The sequence below is a fragment of the Streptosporangium canum genome (assembly GCF_900113865.1).
Lineage (GTDB): Bacteria > Actinomycetota > Actinomycetes > Streptosporangiales > Streptosporangiaceae > Streptosporangium > Streptosporangium canum.
In genome coordinates, this window is sequence record NZ_FOQY01000032.1 from 1 (window position 1) to 23,100 (window position 23,100).

Sequence of the window (23,100 nt, forward strand, 5' to 3'; positions counted from 1 at the left end):
CGGCGTCGGGGTTCTCGCCCTGCTGTGGACCCCGTTCCTGTTCTGGTGGACGCTGCCGCACCCCGGCATGACCGTGACCGGACGTCTGCTCGTCGGGTTCATCTACCTGCCGCTGGTGGCGTGGGCCCCGCTCCTCGCCGCCGTCACGCTTTCCTACCAGCGCCGCCGAACCGGCCCATGATGCGGCGGAACGGTGGTCGGCGTCATCTCCCTGCCCGACGGCCGGCTGTCGCCAACGAGTGTCCGGTTGTTCCCGATGGGCCTTGACCAGGCTCCTCCTTCGGGCGGTTTCGCCCGAGTCCCGTGGCCACGGGGCAGGGGAGGGGCTGCCCGCCCACCAGGAGGTTCCGTGGCCGTGTGTCCGGACTCGCACGGTGGGCGGTCAGAGTTCCTGGTGGCCGTCCACGCGCCTGGATGGGAGGTCTTCCGGTGTTCGTGTATCGCGGAGATATAGGGATTGCCCGCTCTGTCCGCGTACGCGAAGTTATTTGCGGATTGATGTGGTAATAGCGGCACAATTAGCTTATATATCGAATTTAGTGGAGATCTTTACGAATAGGGCGAGTTTAAATTAGCCTTGCCGCTGGAGCCGTCACCTTCCACGGACCGAGCTGGAGTCCAGCGCCCTCATGACCCATCCGTTACCCACGCCCTCGCCCACCTCCCAGCCGCCCCCCGCCGTCCGACCGGCCGCTCAGCGCCCCGGTGACCCCCAGGCGCCACCCCCCGCCGAACCTTCCCCCAGCTCCCTGCCCACCCCGACCTCCTCCACCCCGGCCCAGGGAGTGGACGGCGAGTATTCGGGGATCGACCCCGCTCTGATGGACGACTTCGAGCGGGGACTCGGCCGGGCACAGGACGCACTCGGCCGGAACGAGCCGCAGATCCGCCGGGCCCTGCAGCAGCTCGACCTGGACACCTCGGGGCTGAGCGTCCTGCGCGAGATGCAGAGCTGGATCGGGACCAGCCGCCCCGACCTGCGGCGCCGTAGCGACACGATCCGCGCCGAGCGCACGGAGTGGGGAGCCACCTCCACCGTTCCCGGCGGGCTGGCCGCCTTCGACGAGGCCCTGTACGGCAAGGCCGCCCACGACCCCGACGTCTACGCCGCGGTCGCCAGGCTGGCCGAGACCGCCGAGAGCGGCAAGGTCGACGGGAAGACCCTGGCGGAGTTGGAGAAGCGGACGGGGAACGCGACGTTCGCCACCGCGCTGATGAACGCGATGGGCGCGGCGGCGTTCCGCGCGCTGATGACGTCGACCGTGGGGCGCAAGGGCGACAAGAAGGCGGAGCGGCTGCAGGCCGCCCTCGGCAAGACGCTGGGCACGGCGAGTTCACGGCTGAGCGCCGCCTGGCGCGACGAGCTCACTTCCGGCCTCACCCCCGGATGGCAGGAGCGGGAGTACCGCGCGATCGCGGTGGCACTGAAAAACGGCACTTTCAACACCGCCTTTCTGCTGGCGGTCGCCAAAAAGATCGACGCCTGGGATCGCACGCCGTATCCCCCCGGTACGAACTCGCTCGTCATGGTGCCTCTCATGGAGGCGCTCGCCCGGGATCCTGCGGCTGCTCAGGACTTCTTCGCGGGTGACCCAACCGCACTGAAGCACTTCCTGACCGAGTGGAGCATGAGCGACGGAGGTGAGGCCTTGGGCAAGGCGCTGGAGGCCGCGATGCTCACCTTCCGCGATCACGACGGCTCACCGGAGAAGCCTTCGCGCGGTTACCTGTCGGCCAAGCTGGCCTCGGAGCTCGTGCATCTGGAGGCCAAGCGGATCGAGGCGGGCGATTCCATCGAACCGTTCCTGAAGCCCGTCACCGTCGGCCGTATCCTCGCCGGTTACATCAGTGACATTAACTACGCCGCTCAGAAAGTTACTGACATCACTGCACCTGGAGTTCGGGGTGCCGATAGCCCCAGCGTGCCGGGACGGGACCCCTGGGGAGCGCAGTTCAGCAGGGAGGAACTGCGCGGGGTGATGAAGAAGGCGTTCGCAGACTCCAAAGCGTTCGCCCCCGTTCTGGTCGCCCAGACGGCGTTCACCAGCTGGCTTCTCGACCATGGTGCTGCAGAGATGGCTGCTGGGCGAGGCGATGGCACACTCCTGACCAATGGGAAGCAGGTGGGGGCGGGCTTCGGCATGATCACTGATGCAGCCGGTCTTGCCAAGATCGAGGAGGGCAAGGAACTGGACGAGGCGCAGGCGCGGAACATGAAGGTGCTTATGGCGGTGGTCAACACCGGACTCGCCATCCCACAGACGGGGGCCTGGCCGATTGTGGCCGGTGTCACAGGGGCGTGGACCGGCCAGGTCGAGGACATGGCTAAGGGAGACGCGGAGACCAAAGCCCGTAGTGAAGCCAACGCCGCCGTCGACCAGACCCGTGCCCTTGTGCACGACCTCACCGCTCGGGCCATGCTCAAGCACGGAGTGTTCGGCTCAGCCGAGCCCGCTGCCGTGACCCACCCCTGGGCCTCGCTGGAAGACCTGAAAAAGGGAGACGATCCCCGTGACAACCCCAACAACTTCCTCAAGGACGACGGCCGGATGCTTATGACCATGGACGAGATGATCGACAAAACGGCCGCTAACAGCACCGACAAGTACCGGCGCGTCGAGGCCTACGAACGGTGGCTCTACCAAGGGCCGTCGGGAAAACCCTGGCGGGACGTTGAGAGCCCCCTGGATCGGGGCTTCTCCGATGGCTTCGCCCAGTACGGATCATGATGAGAAGACCGTTCGCCGTGATGACGGCGCTGGCCTGCGCCCTGGCCGTGTCGACGGCCTGCCGGAGCGAGGAGGTGAAGGTCGACCGCAGTCCGCTGCCGACGGTGGCCGCCCCTCCGTACCTCTGCGACCACATCCCGTTGAAGGCGGTGGAGCTGATGACCGGGGTGCGCAACCCGCTGGTCCGCGGCTCTTTTGACCTCACGCTTGCAGGAGGTCTCGGCGATGGAAGTTGCAACGTATATCAGCGAGATGGTGACCAGTGGAAGGTGTTGCACGTCGGTCTTACTCCCGGGGGATATCCGGGAGAGATCAAAGAGCAGCTCGAAGACGGCGCCTCATCGCTGCCAGAAGTCGTCCCCGGTGCCATCGGCTTCTATTTCAAGGACAAGAACAGCAAGAACAACGCCGCATACGCGATGCTCGTACGCGGCAAAGCGGAGATCAACATCCAACTGGAGATAGGCGTCGCGGGGCGCGACAACGCCGCCGATGTGCTGGCGTTGATGAAACTGATCGCGCCGAAGCTGCTCACCGATGCCAGCGCTCCGTCCGCGACGACCCCGTCTCCCTCCCCGTCCCCGACGAAGGGGTGATCAGGCCGTGGCCGAGATGGTGCCCAACCCGCTCTATGAGGCGTTGGGGGATGCCCTGCGGAGGGTCGAGCCGTTGGTCCAGGAGATCGAGAAGGACGTCGAAGCGCCGTACCGGCAGTTTCACTCGGGCAAGGTGTGGACGGGGCCGGCCGCCAAGCGGTTCGACGAACAGCTCGCCAACTATCGCACGCGTGCCCGCGGCTCGGGGGAGAAGATCCTGTCCGACCTGCGCCAGACGCTGGCCCGCACGCCGCGCCAGGTGAGTGAGCAGGAGGCCAGGATGATCAGAAGCAGGTACGGCCTGTCCTGACGGGGTCAGGTTACTTCGGGCGCAGCGAGGTGAGCAGCAGGTCGGCGAAGTGCTCTCCGACCTCGGCGCCGGAGAGCGCGCCCTCCGCGCTGTACCAGGTGCCCAGGTGGTGGACCGAGCCGAAGAAGAAGTCGACGACCATCTCGGCGGGGGTGTCGGCCCTGAAGACGCCCTCGCGCTGGCCCTCGGTGACGAGGTCGCGGAAGCGCTCGTGATAGCGGCGGCGTTCGGCGCGGACGCTCTTGCGGGTGTCGGGGGCGAGCAGGTGCATGGAGCGGAAGAAGATCTTGGAGTCGTCCAGGTTCTCCACCGTGGTCAGCACGACGTCGGCGGCGGCGGCGTGGAGGCGTTCGGCCACCGGACCCGGTCCGTCGGCGAGCAGGGTGAGCCGCTCCATCTGCATGCGCAGCACGCGGCCGTAGATCTCGTGGAGCAGGTCGTCCTTGGAGTCGAAGTAGTGGTACATGGCGCCCTTGGTGACGCCGGCCGCCGCTACGATCTCCTGCACCGAGGTGCTCTCGAAGCCCCGGTCGGCGAACAGGCGGGTGGCCTCGCCGATCAGGCGCTGCCGTACCGGCTCCTTGTCGTGCGTCATCTGTCCCCCATGGTGTGGTGCGGCAAGCATACCGACTGGTCGGTCAAATCGATGGCAGGTATCTGGGTTGTGTTATTTCCATCACCTTTGGATGCCTGGAGCCCCTGCTTGGGTATTTCATGATTGAGGGATCTTCAGCGTCGCAGATCCGCCTCACTGCCACCAATCGACTCTGGGGGGTTCGCTGTGTCCGGCGGATCAATCTACGTGACGCCCGACGACCAGGTGCACGGCCTGTCACCCCAGGTCATGTACGAGCAGTTCTGGATCAAGGAAGCCGATCAGCGCCGCAAGGCGCGCGCGGTCAAGGCCGCGGTCGGCCTGGTCGTGGGCATCCTGCTCGCCTACCGCTTCGACCTGCCCAGCCCTCCGGTGATCGGGATCGCGGCCGGCCTGCTGGTCGGCGCCGCCGACATGTTCTGGGCCTGGCACTCCTACGAGGCCACCGCCGTCTGGCGAGGCAGGCGTCGGGGCGAGACCATCACCGGCAAGCTGCTCCGCCGCAAGCTCCGCAAGCACGGCTACCACATCCTCGACGGCCGCGCCGTGCCCGGACAGGCGTCGATCGACCACCTCGTCATCGGCCCCGGCGGCATCTGGGTGGTCGACAACGAGGCATGGGACCCCGACACCGAGATCGCCCGGTACGGCGAGCGGCTGTTCCTCGGTGAGAAGTACGGCTCGAAGGTGGCCAAGGCGCTCGTCGACGCCTCCGAGTCGCTGGCCGCCGTGCTCTCCAAGGAGTCCGGCATCCCCGTCACGATCGAACCGCTGCTCGCCGTACACGGCGGGGAGCTGCGGCGGACGGTCACCGCCGAGGGGCTCACCCTGCTCAAGCCGCGCCTGGTGGCGCGCTGGATCATACGCGGGCCGCGCGCGGAGTTCGACGGGGACCAGGTGGAGCTGCTCGCCCGCACCGCCGCCCGGGTGCTGCGCCGGATGAGCTGACCGGCCCGATCCGCCGTGCCGTACGGCGGCCGGGGCATGCCAGGGGCCTTCATCCGGACCGGACCGATCCACCGGGAGCGGGCCGGGCGGCAGCACGCCGGCGCGAGTCGGCCTGGGGGACGGTGCCTGCCAAGGCCGCGGCGTGAGGGTGTCGGTTCACGGCCGCCCTGTCTCTGGCTTGGTTCACGGCTGCCCTATCCCTGGCTTAAGGGCTCTTCGGTTTTGAGAGGGATGTTCAACCCTCAAAATCGAAGAGCCACTAACGTGATACTCATGAAGCGCGTCCAGCAGTACCAAGCGGCCTCTGTCGCAGTGCTTGCGGGCTGGCTGACCGATCATCCTGACGAGGAGACACGCTGGCGCCTGGTCGCCGAGTTCCTGGAGGAGTACCGGCACGAGCCGCCTGTGGTCCGACTTGCTCTGTTGTCTCCAGAGCCCTCCAGCGTGGGAGACCCGCACTGGGACGTCTTTCTTGCCGCGCTCGCCGAGCATCTCGCCGCGAAGGACGGTCATGCCGGCCCCCCCTGGACTGAATCACGGCGACTCCGCCAGTTCTGGTTCCCGTTCAACACCCCCGCAGCCCGCGTCGACGCGTTCGTTCACGCACCGGCCTCATTCCGTCGCCGTGGAGTCTTCATCCACCCCCAAGAGCTGGAGGTCGCATGAACGATGCGCCTCTGCTTGATCGGGCTGCGATCCAGGGCCCCGGCGTTGATTCGCTATGTCCAGTTCCGGCATGTTGATCAGATGTTGTAGACGGCGAATGCGGCATCGCGGTCGAGGAGGTCGCGGCGGGCGTGGGCGATGTTGGCTCGATCGGCCAGACGCATGGTGCTGATCGCCAGATTCCGGAAGCCGGCCAGCGCTCTGGGCGCGGTCCCGGTCCTGACCTGGGAGTGATCCTCCCGGAAAGTTACGTCGCGGACCCAGTGGAGACGATTTTCCACTCCCCAGCGCGCCTGCTCGTAATGGTTGAGGTGAGCGGGCCCGGCCAGGCCGGTGATGCCGTACACGATCTCTTTGCCGGTCCAGATGCCGTCCAGGTCGCCGACGTCGCGGCGGAGCCGGAAGGCTTGGCGGGCACCGGGGAACAGCGTGTCGCCGGCTTGGGCGGTGCGGATGGTCCGGCGTTCGGTACGGCCGTGCCCGTGATCGTCGTCGATGGCGGTGCTCTGGGTCCAGTCGGCGTCCGGACCCGACAGCAGGATCTGGGCGGCGGCACGGGCCAGCGGCTGATTGCGCTTCACCATGAGGACGTAGTGGGCGTTCGGCTGCTCGGTGATCAGGTGGGCGGTGGTCTTGGTGGTGTGCAGCGCGTCCAGGGTCAGCACCATCCCGGCCACGTCAAGGCGCTCCAGCAGCGTGCGGGCGGCCGGTCCCTCGCCTCGTTTGCCGGCGACCTGGCACTGGCCCAGGATCACCCCTTGCCCGTGGCTGATCGCCCCGACCAGGAAGACGCGCCCGCCGTCGCCGGTTCTGGCGCCCCGGCAGGCCTTGCCGTCGAGGGCGACGCCGGGCAGGAGTCTGGCAGGGGCGGGATCAGTGAGCCGCCGCCGGGCCGTGCGGCGCTGCTCCCGCTCGGCGGGCCCGGGTGTGTCGGGGATCTGCGGCACGGGTGCCTCTCGGCGGACGACATCGGTCACATATCCGCTGATCGCCGCATCCAGCATGTCGGCGTCCAACTCGGCCAGGACCCGGCGGAAGGTCCGTTCGCTGGGGACGGTGAAGCAGCCGGTGAACGGATCACGGTAGGCGCCCAACCGCTGAAGCACCTGCTGGGAGGTCCGGGCGGCCCACTGCCGGATCGCCGCGACGCTGTCGCCGCCGACCGCGAGCGTCGCGCACGCGGTCAACGTCAAGATGACCACCAGCGGATGCCGTAGCCCGCACGCCGAGCGCTGGTCTGGCACCGCCGCCAACCGGCGTATCAGCGCCGATTCCACCACGACCGGGTCGGCTGTCAGCTCCGCTTCCCACAACGCCAGGTCGGTGAGCTGGTCAAGAAGGGGGACCAAGCAGGAGCCGGTCGGGGAAGATGGGGACACGAGCGCGACTCCTGTGACGATCTTCGGATGAGAGACCTGAAAGATCACCAGAAGTCGCGCTCTTTTGCATTCCACCTGCCGAAACCCTCAACCGCGCCATACCGCATCAGAACTCAAGAACGCCGGGGCCCTGATCGGGGCAGGCGCGTGAGGTGTGCGAAGCACCTCTTGCTGTTGCGATGCTTGTGTGGCGACGCGGCTACGTCGCCACATATCCCTGTTGCAATTTACGGCTACATGGAATAACGGGGATCTTTGCTGCTCATGTAGATCTTGAAAGCCTCACGTATCTTCTCTCTCAAGCCTCTAACCTGAGGGTTGCCGGGGATCACACTGTGTTCCCAAAGGCGCCCCTTATGGCTGAGGTACCTCTTGACAGTTCCCGAGGTGGAGTTCGATACAAAGGTCGGTCTTGCCTTTTCGCCCAAATCCGTGCCCAGCCCTTGAAAGCTTCGCGCTAGATCAAGCGGAAGATTGCTAGAGTAAAACTTACATTCGATGGCGAGAATGCAGTTACGGGCTTTGGGCGCGACACGCGCGGACCTACTCTGGTTTGCCTCATCTTGCGTGAGAACAAGTACGTCGCATTCGTGAAGCACTCCCGAGCTTCCCTGAACTTGTACGCCTACATGGACCTCAAGCGGGGGAGCGATGGACCCGAACTCGACTACTGCGTGCGTATAGGCGTGGGCTCTTGAATACAGTTGTCCCGGACTGGTCCTAAAGATCAGATTAGACGTCTTATTCCCGTCCACGTCTTCATAGTGTAGTGAAGCTCCTCTCTGAAGTGCTTCGTCCACGACGAGCGCGAAGACGTAGCCCTCATACAAATCGCCGACTGCCGAGGCGGATTTGTATGAGATTCTCCCGGCACCTCGGAGATGAGCGCGTAGTTCACGGAGGAGATCCTTCTCGGAGGTCATTGTCTCAGTCCCTCATCCAGGGCCCGTACAAGCTGATCGACTTTTTCGCTGTCCAGGAGGAGCGGGGCCGGTTGACCCTCTCGAATCACGGTAGCTGACTCACCGCGTGCATTCTCGTCCTGTAGGAACTCCACGCTTGTAACTAGGGGGGCGGATCCTTGAGTGAGAAGAGCAACCTGCTCCTTATGCGCCTTCGGCATGTCGACCAAAACACTCCGAATGGCCTGAAGAATCAGGCTCGCGCGCTCTGCAGCAGTATAGGTGTTGGTTTGGACGAAATTCCGGGGGCTCTCGGCGGCGACAGGTGTGGTCACGGTCTCGGTTATACGAACTTCGAAGGAGAGCTCGTCAGTCGGGTATCGAGGCTCCCAGGAACGCTGATCGCGCGGAGATCGCCTACGCTTCGTAACGCTCACGTCTTCTGGCTTGCCCGCCGCAATGGTCTCGTCTACCTGTTGAAGTATCCAGGCGAAGCCTTCCTCCACCAGGAGCGTGCGGAGCTGCTGTTCCAGCTCATCAGGGGTCACGGACAAAATCTCCGTTCAGTAGGACTGGGCGATCTTGCCTGCGGACGGCGCTGTCGTCGAGGGCACTTGGAGCGGGCTATTCAAAGGCAACAGCAGCCGAGGCCGAGCTGAACAACTTTGCCGTAGGTGAAGGTCGGCAGTCAATGATCATGCCGCTCAGGACTCGTCTGAGCAAATCACTGCCCGCTGGGCGGGGTTCCAGCTGACGTCAAGCTGAGCCAAGCGATCAAGATCGAGACTCCCGCCTTTGACCAGTTGGTTACTGGCCCGGGGTAGTGCAGGGCCCTGGCATTCTGGAGATTTCTACCAGTTTGCCCCTACGCAGGGGATCCTGCTCTGGTGGCTGAAAGCCCTCCCAAGCTGCGACTTTCGTTTGCGAGCGCAGACGCAGGCATGCAGGGGAAACGGGCAAATCTCCAGAACGCCGGGGCCCTGGGCTGCGATCGAGGATGCATTCCAGCGTCTCGGCGACCGCCTTGCCCGCCGGGGAGTCATCGCCGACCTGTATATCTTCGGTGGAGCAGCCATAGCATTGGCATACGATGCCCGCCGGTCCACTCGTGACATCGATGCCGTTTTCGAACCGCACGGGATCGTCCTTGATGAGGCACGCGCGGTCGCATCCGAGCTTGGCCTGCCATCATGGTGGCTCAATGAGCAGGCCAGCGCCTACGTTGCTCCGGGCGGAGACAGTTCGGCCCGGCGAGTCTTCGACCATCCGGGCCTACGAGTATCTGCAGCATCGCCAGAACATCTACTCGCGATGAAAGTTCTGGCCGCTCGCCGACGGGACACCGGTGATATTCGCGCTCTTGTCGAACGCCTCACCCTTGACTCGGCTGCTGCGGTCCTTGCTCTGTGCGCAGAGATCTTCCCCGACGAACCTGTCCCCGATCGGGCCCGTCTCATGCTGGAAGACCTGTTCAACGGAGGCTGAATGTCTGCCGCCTGACGCACCGGGTTGCGGAGTGTGCCGGTCTCCGTGGGGTCCGGCCCTTCCGTCGCTGACGTCCTCGGCTATGCGGGTGTATCGGCGGACAGTTCGTTCACGAGACGACCGCGTCGCGGTGCGCGTGGATGGCGCGGGTCAGGATCCGGCGGACATAGTCGGTGTCGGCGGGGGCGTTGTCGATGAGGATGGCGGTGCACAGACCATCGGAGGCGGCGACGAGTGCGGCGATGGCCTCGGGGTCGTCGGTGAGGGTGGCCGCGAGCTCGGCGACGTTCTCCCGCCAACGACGGGCCACGGGCGCCAGTGCCGGGCGGCGAGCTGCCAGGGTGGACAGCTCGCGCTCGGCCAGGGCGCGTTCACGGCCGGGACCGGCGGATTCGGCGATCAGCTCGGCCAGGCCACGGAGCTTGTCCCCGGGGCCGTCGATGATCTGGCGGATGCGCGTGGTGTAGGTGTCGGCGACGCTGGACAGGGCCGCGACGAGCAGGTCGTCGAGGGTGGCGAAGTAGTAGGTGCTCAGGCTGGTGGTGATGCCGGCCTGTTTGGCGACGGTGCGGTGGGTGACGCCCGCGGCACCGTCCCGCGTGACGATGGCGAGGGTGGCGTCGATGATCTCGGCGCGGCGCTTGTTGCCCCGGGCCTTGCGCCCATCGATGTGCTCGCTCTCGCCGTCCATGCTCCCCTCCTGCGTGTTCCAGGGTAGTCAAGCACATCACCGCTGCTCCGTTCCGTCGTGCTGGTTCTCCCCGAGCGGACGCACGTGCCGCAATGCCGTCAGGCAGAGCACTGCCGCTGCGACGATCGCGACACCGGCCACGGCGGAGGCGATGTTCACCCCGCTGGTGAACATCCGCTGCGCTTCCCGCACCACCTGGGCGGGCACGTGGTCGGCCACCGACAGCGCCCCGGAGAGGCTGTCGGTGAGACGCCCCCCGACCTCGGGTGAGACGTCCGCAGGAGTGGTCATGCGGGCGGTGTAGAGGGCGGTGGTGAGGCTGCCGAAGACGGCCACGCCGACGGCGATGCCGAGTTCCTGGACGGTCTCGGACATCGCGGCGGCCGATCCGGACTTCGAGGCGGGTGCGGCGCCGACGACCATATCGGTGCCGAGGGCGGCGATCGCGCCGAGGCCGAGGTAGACGCACGCGAACCCGGTCACCACCGTCACCGCGTCCCCGGTGCCCGCGGTGGCCAGCAGCGCGTAGCCGATCACCGAGAGGCCGAGCGTGATCGCCATGACCAGGCCGGGACGCACCCGCCTGGCGATGAGCGGTGCGCCGATCGCCGCGGCGAACATCGCCAGAGCGGGCGGCCCCATCCACAGGCCCGCCGCGAACGGCGTCAGGCCTTCGACGAGCTGGAGGTACTGGGTGACCAGGTACATGGTTCCGCCCACCCCGACCAGTCCGATCAGCAGCACGGCCAGCGCCACGGAGAACGTCCGGCTCGTGAACAGCGTGACATCCAGGAGCGGCGAGGCCAGGCCGCGCTGGCGACGCACGAAGACCACCCCGGCCACGGTGCCGATCACCGCGAGGATCACAGTGCTGAGGTCGAGGCCGTGCGCTGCGGCGTGCTTGATCGCATAGATCACCGGCAGGATCGCGGCCAGCGACAGGGCGACACTGGCCAGGTCGAGGCGGCCTGCCTGCGGGTCGGCATACTCGGGCAGCAGCGCCCGTGCCCCGGCCAGCACGACGACCGCGATGGGGACGGCGAGCAGGAACGCCGCTCCCCACCAGAACGTGTCGACCAGAGCGCCGCCGACCACGGGGCCGGCGGCCATGCCCAGGGCGAACATCGTCGCCCAGATCCCGATCGCGACCGCGCGCTGACGCACATCGGCGAACATGTTCGAGATCAGCGACAGCGTCGAGGGCATCAGCGTGGCCCCGGCGATCCCCAGCAGCGCTCGGGCGAGAATCAGCAGCTCGGCGTTCGGGGCGAAGGCTGCGAACACAGAGACCGCGGCGAACGCGGCCATTCCCATCACCAGCAGGCGACGCCGTCCGATCCGGTCACCCAGGGTCCCCATGGTCATGAGGAACCCGGCGACGAAGAACCCGTAGGCGTCCATGATCCACAGCGTCTGCGTCGCCGACGGGTCCAGCGCCTCGGCCATGCTCGGAAAGACCAGATACAGCACGGTGACATCCAGGCCGAGCAGCACCGTCGGCAGCGCCAGCAATCCCAGGCCCGCCCACTCACGCGTTCCGGCACGCCGGGTCGTGACTTCTGGCATGGCGTCCTCCCTCGATGTAAGTATTTGAACGGTAGTACAACTAGGACTATCGTTCAAATACATGCGAGAAGAGCGGACGCCAGGAGACTTCGGAGGCAAGGGGTTCGAGGATCTCCTCGGCGGTCCTGGCCCGTGCGGGCGGGCGGGGGCCGCCGCTCCAGTCGGCGTGGAGCGTGGCCGCACGGAGTACGCCGGGTCACCCTGACACCTGGAACCAGACGGATCGTCCCGCCTCGTCGTCGTGGCGGGACGATCCCCAAGCGGTGGCGAGCAGGTCGACCAGCCACAGGCCCCGCCCGCCGTCGCTGTCGGCGTCCGGGACGTACACGGCCGGGGTGCTGGTGGTCGATCCGTCGTCGGCGACCTCCACGTGAACAGCTCCGGGGTCGTGGGTCAGGTGGACCGTCACCCGGCCGCCCGCCGTACGGCCGGAGTCGGAGTGGGTGACCGCGTTGGTGATCACCTCGCTGAGCAGCAGCAGGACGTCGTCGAGCATCGGGGGTGCGAGCCGTACGGCCAGCAGCCCGTGCACCCAGGCGCGGGCCGCCGGTACGGAGGACACCTCACCGGGGAACTCCCTGCGCCACGCGCACGAGTCGGACAACCCCGAGGGTGCGTCGTCCTGGGGGCTGGTCTGCTCCTGCGATCTCATCCGTTCACCTCGGCCATCACGATGTCCGCCGCGTTGTCGGCCTCCACCAGCACCCATTCGCTCCGCCGCCACAGGCGCGCCCACCACGGCCGCCAGGTGAACACCCAGCCGCAGTAACGCCGGATCACCGTGATCCGGGCCAGGGTCCCGGCCGCCGAGTGGACCTCCAGGATCGGCTGCCGGGTCACCGGCAGGACCAGCGAGGTGCGGACTCCGAGAGTGCGCAGGTCCCAGCCGAGCCGTACCAGGTGGACGAACCGCTCCTGCTGCTCCGCGGTCGTGGCATCCGGTGATTTCCGATGGCCGCGGGCGGAACGGGAAAGGCTGTTTTCCTGATCGCGCATCGCTCGTTTGTCTCCTGTTTGAAGGGGGCTCTTCGCGCTTTCTTTTCCTTCCTGTCGGAAAGGGAAAGCGTGTGCTTAGATTGCCCTTGCGGCAGGTGGGGTAATGGCCGGTCCGGCGGGCTGGGAGATGGCAGCCAATGTCAGGTACCGGGTTGCCGAAACCGGCCTCTGGTATTCCCGGCGAGCGGAAAGTCCGTTTTTCTCTTTTTAGGGGGAATGCGATGAGCGTCGATCCTTTTTCCGGTCCCGATTCCCCTCGGGTGCGGTTCGGCGCCGAGATGCGCCGCCTGCGGGAGGAGGCCCAGCTCTCCCAGGGGGCCGTGGCCTCGCGACTGGGGTGCACGCAGACCCAGGTGAGCCGCCTGGAGGCCGCCACCCGGACCCCATCGAAGTCCGACGCCGAGCGGCTGGACCGGCTCTTCGGCGCGGGCGGCGGCACGCTCTTCACCGGGCTGCACCGACGCATCCTCGCCCGGCCGGGCAGCCCGGACTGGTTCACGAGCTGGGCCGAGGAGATCGAACCCATTGCCCTCGTTCTGCGGTCGTGGGACCCACTGCTGGTCCCCGGTCTCTTACAGACGGAGTCCTACGCCCGCCATGTCTTCAACCATGCGCCTCTGATCACTCCCGAAGAGGTGGAGGGGCGCGTTGAAACGCGTATGCGACGAGGGGAGATCCTCGACAGGAGTGTTCCTCCCCTGCTCTTGGTCCTCGCGGACGAGGGCGTGCTGCGCCGTAGGGTCGGTGGTCCGGAGGTGATGCGGGAGCAACTCGGCTACCTGCTGGAGGTCGCCCAGCGGCCTACCGTCTCCATCCAACTCGTCGATCAGCAGTGTCTGTCAGGCGTGTTGGGCGCTTTTATGATCGCTGAGCTTCCGAACGGGCAGCCGGACGCCATTCATGTGGACTCTTCAACAGATGGACAGGTTTCGGTCGACCCTATCCAGGTGACCTCAATATGGAACCGCTATGAAGCGATACGTCGATGGGCTTACCCTGAACATATGTCCCTCAAAATGATCGAGGAAGTGAGGCGGGAATGGATCTGAGTGCCGCTGTATGGCGGAAGTCGTCGTTTTCTGGTGACAACGGCGGCCAGTGTGTCGAGGTCGCTTCCAATCTGCCGGGTGCGGTCGCAGTCCGTGACAGCAAGGACCCTGACGGCCCCGCGCTGCTCTTCACCCCCGCCGAGTGGCGGACCTTCGTCGGCGGCGTCAAGTCGGGTGCGTTCGACCGGCTGGCCTGATCCCTCCACAGTCGAGGAAGTGAGACAGGAATGGATCTGAGCGCTGCCGTATGGCGGAAGTCGTCGCACTCTGGCCCGAACGGTGGTCAGTGCGTTGAGGTCGCCGACAACCTGCCCGGCGTGGTCGCGGTCCGTGACAGCAAGGATCCTGACGGTCCCGCGCTGTTCTTCACCCCTGCTGAGTGGAGATCCTTCATCGGTGGCATCAAGACTGGGGATTTCACCTCTTCGTCCTGATTGCCGGAATTAAACTGGTTTCGGGCCGCCCTTAATTGGGGCACCGTTCAATCCTTTTCGTCGCCAACCCCCGATCGGGCAACCGATCGGGGGTTTTCTGCGTCTCCGTAACGATGCTGAGCGGGTCTGGGATAGAGGTCTGAGAATTCCTGGTTCGCGCTGTGCGATTTGAGGTATTCTGCAAGGCTTTGCTGAATCCGGCGTGATGTCTGTGAGGATGAATGGTCAATGGAGTCGGTGGGCTGGCAGGCGGGTCTCCCAACTTCGGATTCCTGCTCGCCCATGAGCCGTTGCTCGTGGTGTACGGAGCGGGCGCCGAGACGTCCGTCTTCACCGATCCCAACGGCGCCCTGGTCAAATGCCGTCAGTTCATCGAGGTCCTGACGACCGTCATGGTGCGCCGGACGGGCATAGCGGTGGCCGGTGACAACCGGTTGGGGACCCGGATCCACGCCCTTTCCGACAACGGCGTCATCCTCAAGAACGGTGCGGACGCCTTCCACGAGATCCGCAGGATCGGGAACAGGGCCGTTCACGAGCACTACGCCGACACCAGGGCGGCTCTCGACTCGGTGAACAAGTGCTTCCAGCTCGGCCTGCTCCTGCACCGCGCCATCACGGGCGACCGCCAGGTCATCACCTTCGTCCCGCCCCAGCCGCCCGTCGACGTGACCGGTCGACTCCGTGAGGACCTCGAACGCTACAAGCGCGAGCTCACCGAGGCCCGGCTCATCCTGGACGGCAAGCGATCGCGCGCGGAGGCGGTCTCCGAGGCCAGGGCGGAGGCCGAGGCCGAGCTCAGCCGTGTGCTGCACGAACGCGACCGGTTGACGGCGCAGCTGGAGGCGTTGCAGGGCGCCGCGCAGCAGCTCAGGTCGGAGTTCGACGAGCGGACGCCGGACAAGGTCTCGATCTCCAGGCGCAGGCTCTTCATCGAGCAGGCGCGGGCGCCGGAACCGCTGACCGAGGCGCAGGCACGCCGCGAGATCGACCGGATGCTCCGCGAGGCCGGCTGGGTCGTGCAGGACTCGGCCCAGCTCAACCCGCTGGCCGGCACGGGCGTGGCCGTACGGGAGTTCGCCTTCGCCCACGGCAGGTCGGACTACGCCCTCTACGTCGACGGCATGCTCGTCGGCGTCATCGAGGCCAAGCGGGAGGGCACCTCGCTGACCGGGGTGGAGTGGCAGAGCGCCGGATACGCCGCCGCGCTCCCCAAGGCGTACGCCATGGCCACCTGGCGCAGGGACATCCCGCTGCCGTTCCGCTACGAGAGCACGGGGGTGGAGACCCGCTTCACCAACGGGCTCGACCCCGATCCGCGCTCCCGTGGCGTCTTCTCCTTCCACCGGCCCGAGACCGTAGCCGCCTGGATGGCCGAGGCCGACGAGCGGCCGGACGCGCCGACCCTCCGCGCGCGGGTACGGCAGATGCCCGCCCTCGTCGAGACGGGGTTGCGTCCCGCCCAGATCGACGCGGTCAAGGGTGTGGAGAGCTCCCTCTGCCGGGACCTTCCCCGCGCTCTCGTCCAGATGGCCACCGGTGCCGGGAAGACGTTCGCCGCCGTCACCCAGACCTACCGGCTGATCAAGCACGCGGGCGCGAAGCGGGTGCTGTTCCTGGTCGACCGGAACAACCTCGGCGACCAGGCGGCGGCGGAGTTCCGCAACTACATCACGCCCGACGACGGCCGGAAGCTCTCGGAGCTGTACAACATCCAGCGGCTGGCCGGCGGGACCGTCCTGGAGTCGACGAACGTCGTGATCACCACGATCCAGCGGCTCAGCCTCGCCCTACGCGGCGAGCAGCTCCCGGCGGACGACGACGACCAGGGAGTCGACGACTACGTGCCCGACCGGCCGGTGGACGCGCAGTACAACCGGCAGCTCCCGCCCGAGACCTTCGACCTGATCGTCGTGGACGAGTGCCACCGGTCGATCTACGGCAAGTGGCGGGCGGTGCTCGACTATTTCGACGCGCCCATCCTCGGCCTCACCGCGACGCCGACCGCCCAGACGCTCGGCTTCTTCGACCAGAACCTCGCCTCGGAGTACACCTATGAGCAGGCCGTGGCCGACGGGGTCAACGTCGACTACGACGTCTACCGGATCCGCACGAAGATCAGCGAGAGCGGCAGCCGCATCCCGGCCCTCGACGAGGAGGGCACCCGCACGGTCGTCCCGTTCCGGGACCGCCGTACGCGGATGCAGCGCTATGAGGAGCTGCAGGAGGACTTCACCTACTCCGGCGAGCAGATCGGTCGCTCGGTGCTGGCCAAGGACCAGATCCGGCTGGTCCTCAAGACCTTCCGCGACAAGGTCCTCCCCGAGCAGTACGGCAAGCGGACCGTCGTCCCCAAGACGCTCATCTTCGCCAAGAGCGACGAGCACGCCGACGACATCGTGCAGATCGTCCGGGAGGTCTTCGGCAAGGGCAACGACTTCGCCGCGAAGATCACCTACAAGTCGAAGGACGTGGGGGACGACCCGAAGAAGCTGCTGCAGCTCTTCCGCACCAGCGCGGCCCTGCGGATCGCCGTCACCGTCGACATGATCGCGACCGGGACGGACGTGCGTCCGCTCGAAATCGTGTTCTTCATGCGTGGTGTGCAGAGCGCGGTCTACTTCGAGCAGATGAAGGGCCGTGGTGCCCGTACCGTCGACGAGACCGAGTTCCGGCAGGTCAACCCCGACCGGACGGCCCGCCGCAAGGACCGCTTCCTGCTGGTCGACGCGGTCGGCGTCACCGACAGCCCGCTGTGCGACGCGCGCCCGCTCGAACGGACGCCGTCGCTCAGCCTGAAGCAGCTGCTGGCGAAGGCCGCCAATCTCTCGATCGACGAGCATGAGATCGCCTCTCTCGCGTCCCGGCTCGCCCGCCTCGACCTCGACATGACCGACGCCGACCGCGACGAGATCGCGCGGGTCGCCGAGGGCGCCACGCTGCGCGACATCGTCCGGCGGCTCGTCGACGCCGTCGACACCGACGAGCTGATCGCGGTCCAGGACGCGGGCGGGGACAGGGCGGTCCAGCGACGGCTGCGCGAGGCCGTCGCCCCCCTCACCGCGAATCCCGACCTGCGCCGGCGCATCCTCGATATCCGTCGCGACCGCGACACGGTCATCGACGTGCATTCGGCCGACGAGCTGATCTCGGCCGAGGGCGTGGACGTCGCAAAGGAGGCGGTCCAGTCGTTCCGCCAGTTCGTGAAGGAGCACCAGGACGAGGTGATCGTCCAGCAGCTCCGCCACGGCAGCGGGCCGCGGCTGACGTACGCGCAGCTCCAGGATCTCGCCGACCGGGTGAAGCGGCTGCCGAACGTCTACAACGTCGACTTCCTCTGGAGGTCGTACGAGGAGCTGGGCGAGGCTCCGTCGCTGGGGGAGGGGGAGGCCGCCGTCACGGACCTGGTCTCCCTGCTCCGCCGCGAGCTCGGCGTGGACCGGGAGGTCCGGCCCTTCCGGTCGATCATCGAGGAGCGCTACGCCGCCTGGCGCGCGAGCCAGGAACGCGCCGGGGTGACCTTCACCCCCGAGCAGCGCTGGTATCTCGACCGCATCGTGGGCGTGATCGCCACGAGCGTCGAGATCACCGTCGAAGACCTGCACGGCATGCCGTTCGACCAGCGCGGCGGCGCGTACGGCTTCGCCGACGCCTTCGGCGACCGCGCCGCATCCATTCTCGAAGAACTCAACAAGGAGCTAACCGCGTGACGTTGTTCCCGATCCCTGACTCTTGGGTTTGGACAACTTTGGGAGACATCGCAGAGGTCGTCGGCGGAGTAACCAAAGACAGCAAGAAGCAGAGCGATCCTGATCTTCCACTCGTCCCCTATCTACGCGTTGCCAACGTTCAGCGGGGCTATCTTGATCTTAAAAAGATTACTGAGATCAGGGTGCCGGAAGCCACTGTCGAAAAGCTGCGTCTACAGCCAGGGGATGTGCTTCTCAATGAAGGTGGGGATAGAGATAAGATTGGCAGGGGATGGGTGTGGAACGGTCAAATCAAAGACTGTATCCATCAGAACCATGTCTTCCGTGCACGCCTGCATGCAGGCGTGATGATTCCGAAACTGCTGGCCTGGTTTGCTAACGAATGCGCTCGTGAGTGGTTCGACCGAAATGCGGCCCAGAGTGTCAATCTAGCTTCGATTAGTCTCTCTAAGATTAAGAGCCTTCCTGTCCCCATTCCTCCGGTAGGAGAGCAGCGGATGATCGTCGCCGCTCTCGAAAGTCATCTCTTGCGCCTAAAGGTCGGAGGTGAAGGCATAGCTAAATCGGTGATGCGATCCAAAGCTTTGTGGCGCTCGGTTTTGAATGACGCCGTAAGTGGGCGTCTTGTGGGCCGTGATATCACTTTAGATGTCAGGGTGCTGGGTGATGTTTCCTGTGTCCAAGGCGGTATACAAAAACAGAAGAAGCGTCGCCCTGTGGAGAATAAATTTCCTTTCCTGCGCGTAGCGAACGTTCCGAGAGGTAGTTTGGATCTGGCGGACGTGCATGAGGTGGAGCTTTTTGACGGCGAGCTTCACCGCTTCAGACTCGCTTTTGGTGATCTCTTGGTTGTTGAGGGAAATGGAAGTCCTGGCCAGATTGGTCGTGCAGCAATGTGGCATGACGAGATTCCAAACAGCGTTCACCAGAATCACTTGATCAGAGTTCGGCCAAATCCTGAGGTTGACCCGCACTATTTGGAGCTCGTATGGAATGCTCCCGCAACAGCAAGTCAGCTTCGTAAAGTTGCCAGCTCGACAACTGGACTCCATACGCTGAGCACTGCAAAGGTGAAGGCGATACAAATACCGGTGCCGCCCTTAGAAGTGCAGCACGAAATTGTCGCTGAGGCGCAGCGTTGGCGCTCATATTTGGAGGCTGCGCAACGTATGATGGACGGGGCGAAGCAGCGGAGCGACGCGTTGCAGAGGTCGCTTTTAAAGGAAGCTTTCGCGGGACGGCTGGTCCCACAAGATCCGACCGATGAGCCCGCTTCCGAGCTGCATGCGCGTATCAAAGCAGAACGAGCCGCGCAGCCCAAGCCCCAGCGTGCACGCCGTACCAAACCCAAGGAATCCCCCGGCGCGAGCCCCGCCGAATCACCAGCCGCGAGCCGTACCGAATGGCCCGACGCGAGCCGTACCCCCACCACCTACGAGCAGGGAGAACTGCTGTGACGACGACCGTGTCCGACAGCGAGCAGGCCGAGCGGTCGGCCGAGGCGGCGCGGCATGCGGAGGCGCGGCGGCTCGCGGACAAGATGTGGAGCTACTGCGACGTGCTCCGCGACGCGGGGGTGTCGGCGATCGACTACGTCGAGCAGTTGACCTACCTGCTCTTCCTCAAGATGGCCGACGAGCGGGCCAAGCTCCCGGAGAGCCTTGGCGGCGGGCGGATCCTGCCCGAGGGGATCAACTGGGAGACGCTGAAGAAGCTGACCGGCGCGGCGCTGGAGGAGGCGTACCGGGAGGCGCTGGCCGAGCTGGGCAAGGAGAAGGGCATCCTTGGGACGGTCTTCCGCAAGGCGCAGAACAGGGTGCAGGAGCCCGCGCTGCTCAGGAAGCTAATCGTTGACCTCATGGACAACGAGACCTGGGGGCGTCAGGGCACCGACGTCAAGGGCGATGCCTACGAGCAGCTCCTCGCCCGCAGCGCCACCGACGTCAAGTCCGGTGCCGGGCAGTACTTCACCCCGCGTCCGCTCATCAACGCGATCGTCGACTGCGCGCGACCCGCCCCCGGGGACACGATCATCGACCCGGCCTGCGGCACCGGCGGCTTCCTGCTGGCCGCCAACGACTACATCCGCAGGCACCACACCGACCTGACCCCCGGCCAGCGGCACCGCTTGGCGCATGGGGAGGCGTTCCTGGGGACCGAGCTGGTGGACGGCACCGCCCGGCTCGCCGCGATGAACATGCTGCTGCACGGCATGTGCCAGGCGGACGGCGAGTCGCCCATCCAGGCCGAGGACGCGCTCGCCACCTCTCCCACCGTCCGCGCCTCCCTGGTGCTGGCCAACCCGCCGTTCGGCAAGAAGTCCGCGATCACGGTGATCGGCCTCGACGGCAAGGCGACCCGCGACGACGTCGCCTATGACCGGCAGGACTTCTGGCAGACCACCACCAACAAGCAGCTCAACTTCGTCCAGCACATCGCCCGGCTGATGGCGATCCCCGGCCGGGCGGCGGTGGTCCTGCCCGACAACGTGCTCTTCGAGGGCGGCGCGGGGGAGGGGATCCGCCGGGCGCTCCTCAAGGAGTACGACGTCCACACCCTGCTCCGGCTCCCCACCGGGATCTTCTACGCGGGCGGGGTCAAGGCGAACGTGCTCTTCTTCGACCGGAAACCGGCCAGCGAGGAGCCCTGGACCAGGAACCTCTGGGTGTACGACTTCCGTACCGGACAGCACTTCACGCTCAAGCAGAACCCGCTCCGCCGCGAGCATCTGCAGGACTTCGTCGACTCCTACCTGCCGGGCAGGTCGCCCGACGAGCGGGTGGAGACCGAACGGTTCCGGAAGTTCACCTATGACGAGCTGGTCACCCGCGATAAGTGCAATCTGGACATCTTCTGGCTCAAGGACCCGAGCCTGGAGGACGCCGACGCGCTCCAGCCGCCCGAGGTCATCGCGCAGGAGATCATCGACGACCTGGAGGCCGCGCTGAGCGAGTTCGCCGCCATCGCCGAAGCCCTCCAGAACCGTGCTACTCCTCAGGACCCCGGCAGTCCGTCGTATGAAGATGCGCGGTAACGAGGAGTGTCGGGGAGGTTTCTCCGTGAGAGATCGGTGACAGGCGGCCGCCCTTGCGCGATTTGAGATCGCGAGCGCGGGGGCGGCCTGGCCACCGATGTCAGCGAAGCGCTTGGGCGACACGCTGCCGCAAGGTGCGGTCGCTGATGTCGCCGGCGTCTCGCCAGGCGGAGTCGGTGACCTCTTCGGTCTGGAGCCGGCCGACATCGGCGGCGCTACGGAAGAGAAACCGGAAGTCGAAGTGCTGATGAGCCGGTTCGCCCTTGGCGTCGTTGGCGGGAATGCGGTGAATGTCGATTTGGACGGGGCGGTCGTCGACTGGGATGACAGTGCGGGCGGGGATTCCGGTCTCCTCGACGAGTTCGCGCAGGGCCGCGTCCAGGAGAGTGACGTCAGACGCCTCCAGGTGACCGCCGGGTAGAAGCCACTTGCCCAGAGCAAGGTGGTTGATGTGCAGAATGCGTCCATCGGGACCGGCGAGGATCGCGCCGGCGGTCACGTGTCCGCGGAACTCCTTACGGGGCGTGAGGTCGGCCCCGTCGTCCAGCAGTTCGAGGACGGGACCGAGGCCGTGTTTTTCCTCGGGGTACGTGTCGAGGTAGTCGTCGATGACGGAGCGGATGTGGTCTGCCGTGATGGCCAAATCGATCACCTGTTGAAGTAGGAGAGCCAAGCCGCCGCGATGGCGGCACGGTCGGCCGCGGAGACCTCGTGCATACCGGGACCGAGGTCTTCACGGACGAACATCCTGATCCCGGCGAGTATCTCGGCTTGAACCAGGAAGATGAACGGCCCGACGCCGGCGCCATGCAGAAAGTTGACGGCGTTTCCGCCGTTCGCCAGGTAGAAATAATGACCAGTCGTCTGGTAACGGGTGACGTGGTCGCCGACCATCGTACGGGTGTACACGTCTGGCAGTCCGCTGAGTTCCAGTTCGTCCTCGCTGCTGGTGACGGTGGCGATGTAGGCGCCGTTGCGCAGATGGGCGAAGTCCTCGCCCCTCAGGGAGACGGAGCCGGTGGCGCAGAGCACGAGTCCGGCTCCGGCCAGCGCGCCATGGCGGTCGCGGGCGACGGTGAAACCCTGGGACAAGGCTTGGGTGCGGCGGACGGGGTCGATGTCGAAGACGGTGACCTGGACGCCCTTGGCGTGCAGCAGGCGGGCGATCGAGCTGCCGAGCTTGCCGAACCCGATCACCAGGGCCGGGCGGCCGTGCAGGATGTCGCCGCGGCTGCGCATGACGGCCTCGGCGGAGAAGACCACGGATTGGCCGACGAGGAAGTCTTCGGGGTCCTTCAGCGGTGAGCGGGCGACCGAGATCACCGGGCAGGGCAGCTTGTCGAGGTCTTGGTAGCGGCGGTGGCCGTTCTCGGTGTCCTCGATCACGCCGATCAGTCGGCCGGAGAAGCGTCCGTGCACGTCGGCCAGGGACGGGGCGAAGTAGCCGCCGACGTCCAGCAGCGCGATCTCCTCGGTGGCGGCCCGGGATTCGAAGTAGTCCAGGGCTGTGTCCGAGTCGGCGAACAGCTCGCGGGAGAGCACGTCGACCGGGACGGCCTGCTCAACCTCACGCTGGGCGGCGGGGGTGATCGACTTGGGCTTGGGCAACACCGCCCGCAGGCGACTCATCGCAGCGACCGCACGGACGAAGCTGGGCCGCTCGGATAGCAGGTGCGTGACCAAGAAGGAGGTGATCTGCTCGTCGGGAGCGAATCGGGCGGTGATCTTGGCGAAGTAAGCGTCCAGCCGGGCGCGTTCGAAGGCTTCCATGACTGTTCTCTCTCATCGGTGAAGGCGGGTCGTGATACCGGGGTGGCGAGGACGGGGTCCCATGTCACGGCGGTGTGGTGAGGCGGTGCTGAGGGAGCCGCCGGCTGGACACGGCGCGGGTGGAACGGCACCAACCGGAAAGACTGTTTTCCTGATCTCGCATCGCGCGCATCTTTCCTGTTCCGGTGAATTCTTGGACCGCTTTCTTTCCCCTTCTGGCGAAAAGGAAGGCGTGTGCTT

The 23,100-nt window shown here is 66.0% G+C and carries 21 protein-coding genes and 1 pseudogene; 13 read left to right on the plus strand and 9 right to left on the minus strand.

Annotation, left to right across the window (positions count from 1 at the left end; genetic code table 11):
- From BM085_RS33185 to BM085_RS33200, 4 genes and pseudogenes are all read left to right on the plus strand, one after another.
- Positions 1-181: pseudogene (locus BM085_RS33185) on the plus strand (hypothetical protein); the annotation flags it as partial.
- Between the two features lie 640 nt (positions 182-821).
- Complete coding sequence (locus BM085_RS33190) at positions 822-2,729, plus strand: hypothetical protein (protein WP_093890771.1); 1,908 nt, start codon at positions 822-824, stop codon at positions 2,727-2,729.
- A gap of 20 nt (positions 2,730-2,749) precedes the next feature.
- On the plus strand, positions 2,750-3,325 hold the full coding sequence (locus BM085_RS33195; RefSeq protein ID WP_093890772.1) for a hypothetical protein: 576 nt from the start codon (positions 2,750-2,752) through the stop codon (positions 3,323-3,325).
- 7 nt (positions 3,326-3,332) lie between these two features.
- Entirely contained in the window at positions 3,333-3,635 is a 303-nt protein-coding gene (locus tag BM085_RS33200; RefSeq protein WP_093890773.1) for a hypothetical protein, read from the plus strand.
- Between the two features lie 10 nt (positions 3,636-3,645).
- On the opposite strand, the gene BM085_RS33205 is transcribed toward BM085_RS33200, so the two are convergent.
- Positions 3,646-4,230, minus strand: a complete 585-nt coding sequence (locus tag BM085_RS33205; protein ID WP_093890774.1) for a TetR/AcrR family transcriptional regulator — start codon at positions 4,228-4,230, stop codon at positions 3,646-3,648.
- A gap of 186 nt (positions 4,231-4,416) precedes the next feature.
- Here BM085_RS33205 and BM085_RS33210 point away from each other — a divergent pair, with 186 nt between their 5' ends.
- Entirely contained in the window at positions 4,417-5,178 is a 762-nt protein-coding gene (locus BM085_RS33210; protein WP_093890775.1) for a nuclease-related domain-containing protein, read from the plus strand.
- A 273-nt stretch (positions 5,179-5,451) separates the two neighbouring features.
- Complete coding sequence (locus BM085_RS33215; RefSeq protein ID WP_133061542.1) at positions 5,452-5,844, plus strand: hypothetical protein; 393 nt, start codon at positions 5,452-5,454, stop codon at positions 5,842-5,844.
- A 77-nt stretch (positions 5,845-5,921) separates the two neighbouring features.
- On the opposite strand, the gene BM085_RS33220 is transcribed toward BM085_RS33215, so the two are convergent.
- The gene (locus tag BM085_RS33220; RefSeq protein WP_177245398.1) at positions 5,922-7,193 is read right to left on the minus strand and encodes an ISAs1 family transposase; all 1,272 of its coding nucleotides are present in this window, start codon (positions 7,191-7,193) and stop codon (positions 5,922-5,924) included.
- A 949-nt stretch (positions 7,194-8,142) separates the two neighbouring features.
- On the minus strand, positions 8,143-8,673 hold the full coding sequence (locus tag BM085_RS43660; protein ID WP_143121170.1) for a hypothetical protein: 531 nt from the start codon (positions 8,671-8,673) through the stop codon (positions 8,143-8,145).
- A 247-nt stretch (positions 8,674-8,920) separates the two neighbouring features.
- Between BM085_RS43660 and BM085_RS43665 the strand changes: the two genes are divergently transcribed.
- The gene (locus BM085_RS43665; RefSeq protein WP_143121171.1) at positions 8,921-9,610 is read left to right on the plus strand and encodes a DUF6036 family nucleotidyltransferase; all 690 of its coding nucleotides are present in this window, start codon (positions 8,921-8,923) and stop codon (positions 9,608-9,610) included.
- Between the two features lie 109 nt (positions 9,611-9,719).
- Here the strand turns inward: BM085_RS43665 and BM085_RS33225 are convergent, their stop codons facing one another.
- From BM085_RS33225 to BM085_RS33240, 4 genes are all read right to left on the minus strand, one after another.
- Complete coding sequence (locus BM085_RS33225; RefSeq protein ID WP_093890777.1) at positions 9,720-10,301, minus strand: TetR/AcrR family transcriptional regulator; 582 nt, start codon at positions 10,299-10,301, stop codon at positions 9,720-9,722.
- Positions 10,302-10,337: 36 nt separating this feature from the next.
- A complete protein-coding gene (locus BM085_RS33230) occupies positions 10,338-11,867 on the minus strand; it encodes an MFS transporter (RefSeq protein WP_093890778.1) in 1,530 nt (509 codons plus the stop codon).
- Between the two features lie 196 nt (positions 11,868-12,063).
- Positions 12,064-12,519 (minus strand): ATP-binding protein, encoded by a 456-nt coding sequence (locus BM085_RS33235; RefSeq protein ID WP_177245399.1) that lies wholly within the window; start codon positions 12,517-12,519, stop codon positions 12,064-12,066.
- Positions 12,516-12,863, minus strand: a complete 348-nt coding sequence (locus tag BM085_RS33240; protein WP_093890780.1) for a hypothetical protein — start codon at positions 12,861-12,863, stop codon at positions 12,516-12,518. The genes BM085_RS33235 and BM085_RS33240 overlap by 4 nt, the downstream gene beginning before the upstream one ends.
- Before the next feature lie 221 nt (positions 12,864-13,084).
- On the opposite strand from BM085_RS33240, the gene BM085_RS33245 reads away from it, so the two are divergent.
- The 6 genes from BM085_RS33245 (at position 13,085) to BM085_RS33270 (ending at position 21,090) form a co-directional block, all read left to right on the plus strand.
- Positions 13,085-13,912: a helix-turn-helix domain-containing protein gene (locus tag BM085_RS33245; RefSeq protein WP_177245400.1), complete on the plus strand. Its 828-nt coding sequence runs from the start codon at positions 13,085-13,087 to the stop codon at positions 13,910-13,912.
- Positions 13,903-14,109, plus strand: coding sequence for a DUF397 domain-containing protein (locus BM085_RS33250; RefSeq protein WP_093890782.1), 207 nt, complete (start codon positions 13,903-13,905; stop codon positions 14,107-14,109). Before BM085_RS33245 ends, BM085_RS33250 begins: the two co-directional genes overlap by 10 nt.
- A gap of 30 nt (positions 14,110-14,139) precedes the next feature.
- Positions 14,140-14,346: a DUF397 domain-containing protein gene (locus BM085_RS33255; RefSeq protein ID WP_093890783.1), complete on the plus strand. Its 207-nt coding sequence runs from the start codon at positions 14,140-14,142 to the stop codon at positions 14,344-14,346.
- A gap of 221 nt (positions 14,347-14,567) precedes the next feature.
- A complete protein-coding gene (locus BM085_RS33260; RefSeq protein ID WP_093890784.1) occupies positions 14,568-18,056 on the plus strand; it encodes a DEAD/DEAH box helicase family protein in 3,489 nt (1,162 codons plus the stop codon).
- Positions 18,053-19,513 (plus strand): restriction endonuclease subunit S, encoded by a 1,461-nt coding sequence (locus BM085_RS33265; RefSeq protein WP_093890785.1) that lies wholly within the window; start codon positions 18,053-18,055, stop codon positions 19,511-19,513. The genes BM085_RS33260 and BM085_RS33265 overlap by 4 nt, the downstream gene beginning before the upstream one ends.
- Complete coding sequence (locus BM085_RS33270) at positions 19,510-21,090, plus strand: type I restriction-modification system subunit M (RefSeq protein ID WP_218158898.1); 1,581 nt, start codon at positions 19,510-19,512, stop codon at positions 21,088-21,090. Before BM085_RS33265 ends, BM085_RS33270 begins: the two co-directional genes overlap by 4 nt.
- 100 nt (positions 21,091-21,190) lie before the next feature.
- On the opposite strand, the gene BM085_RS33275 is transcribed toward BM085_RS33270, so the two are convergent.
- Together BM085_RS33275 and BM085_RS33280 are read right to left on the minus strand one after the other, a co-directional pair.
- Positions 21,191-21,742, minus strand: coding sequence for an NUDIX hydrolase (locus BM085_RS33275; protein WP_218158899.1), 552 nt, complete (start codon positions 21,740-21,742; stop codon positions 21,191-21,193).
- Positions 21,739-22,860, minus strand: a complete 1,122-nt coding sequence (locus tag BM085_RS33280) for an adenosylhomocysteinase (protein WP_093890788.1) — start codon at positions 22,858-22,860, stop codon at positions 21,739-21,741. Before BM085_RS33280 ends, BM085_RS33275 begins: the two co-directional genes overlap by 4 nt.
- Positions 22,861-23,100 lie beyond the last annotated feature (240 nt).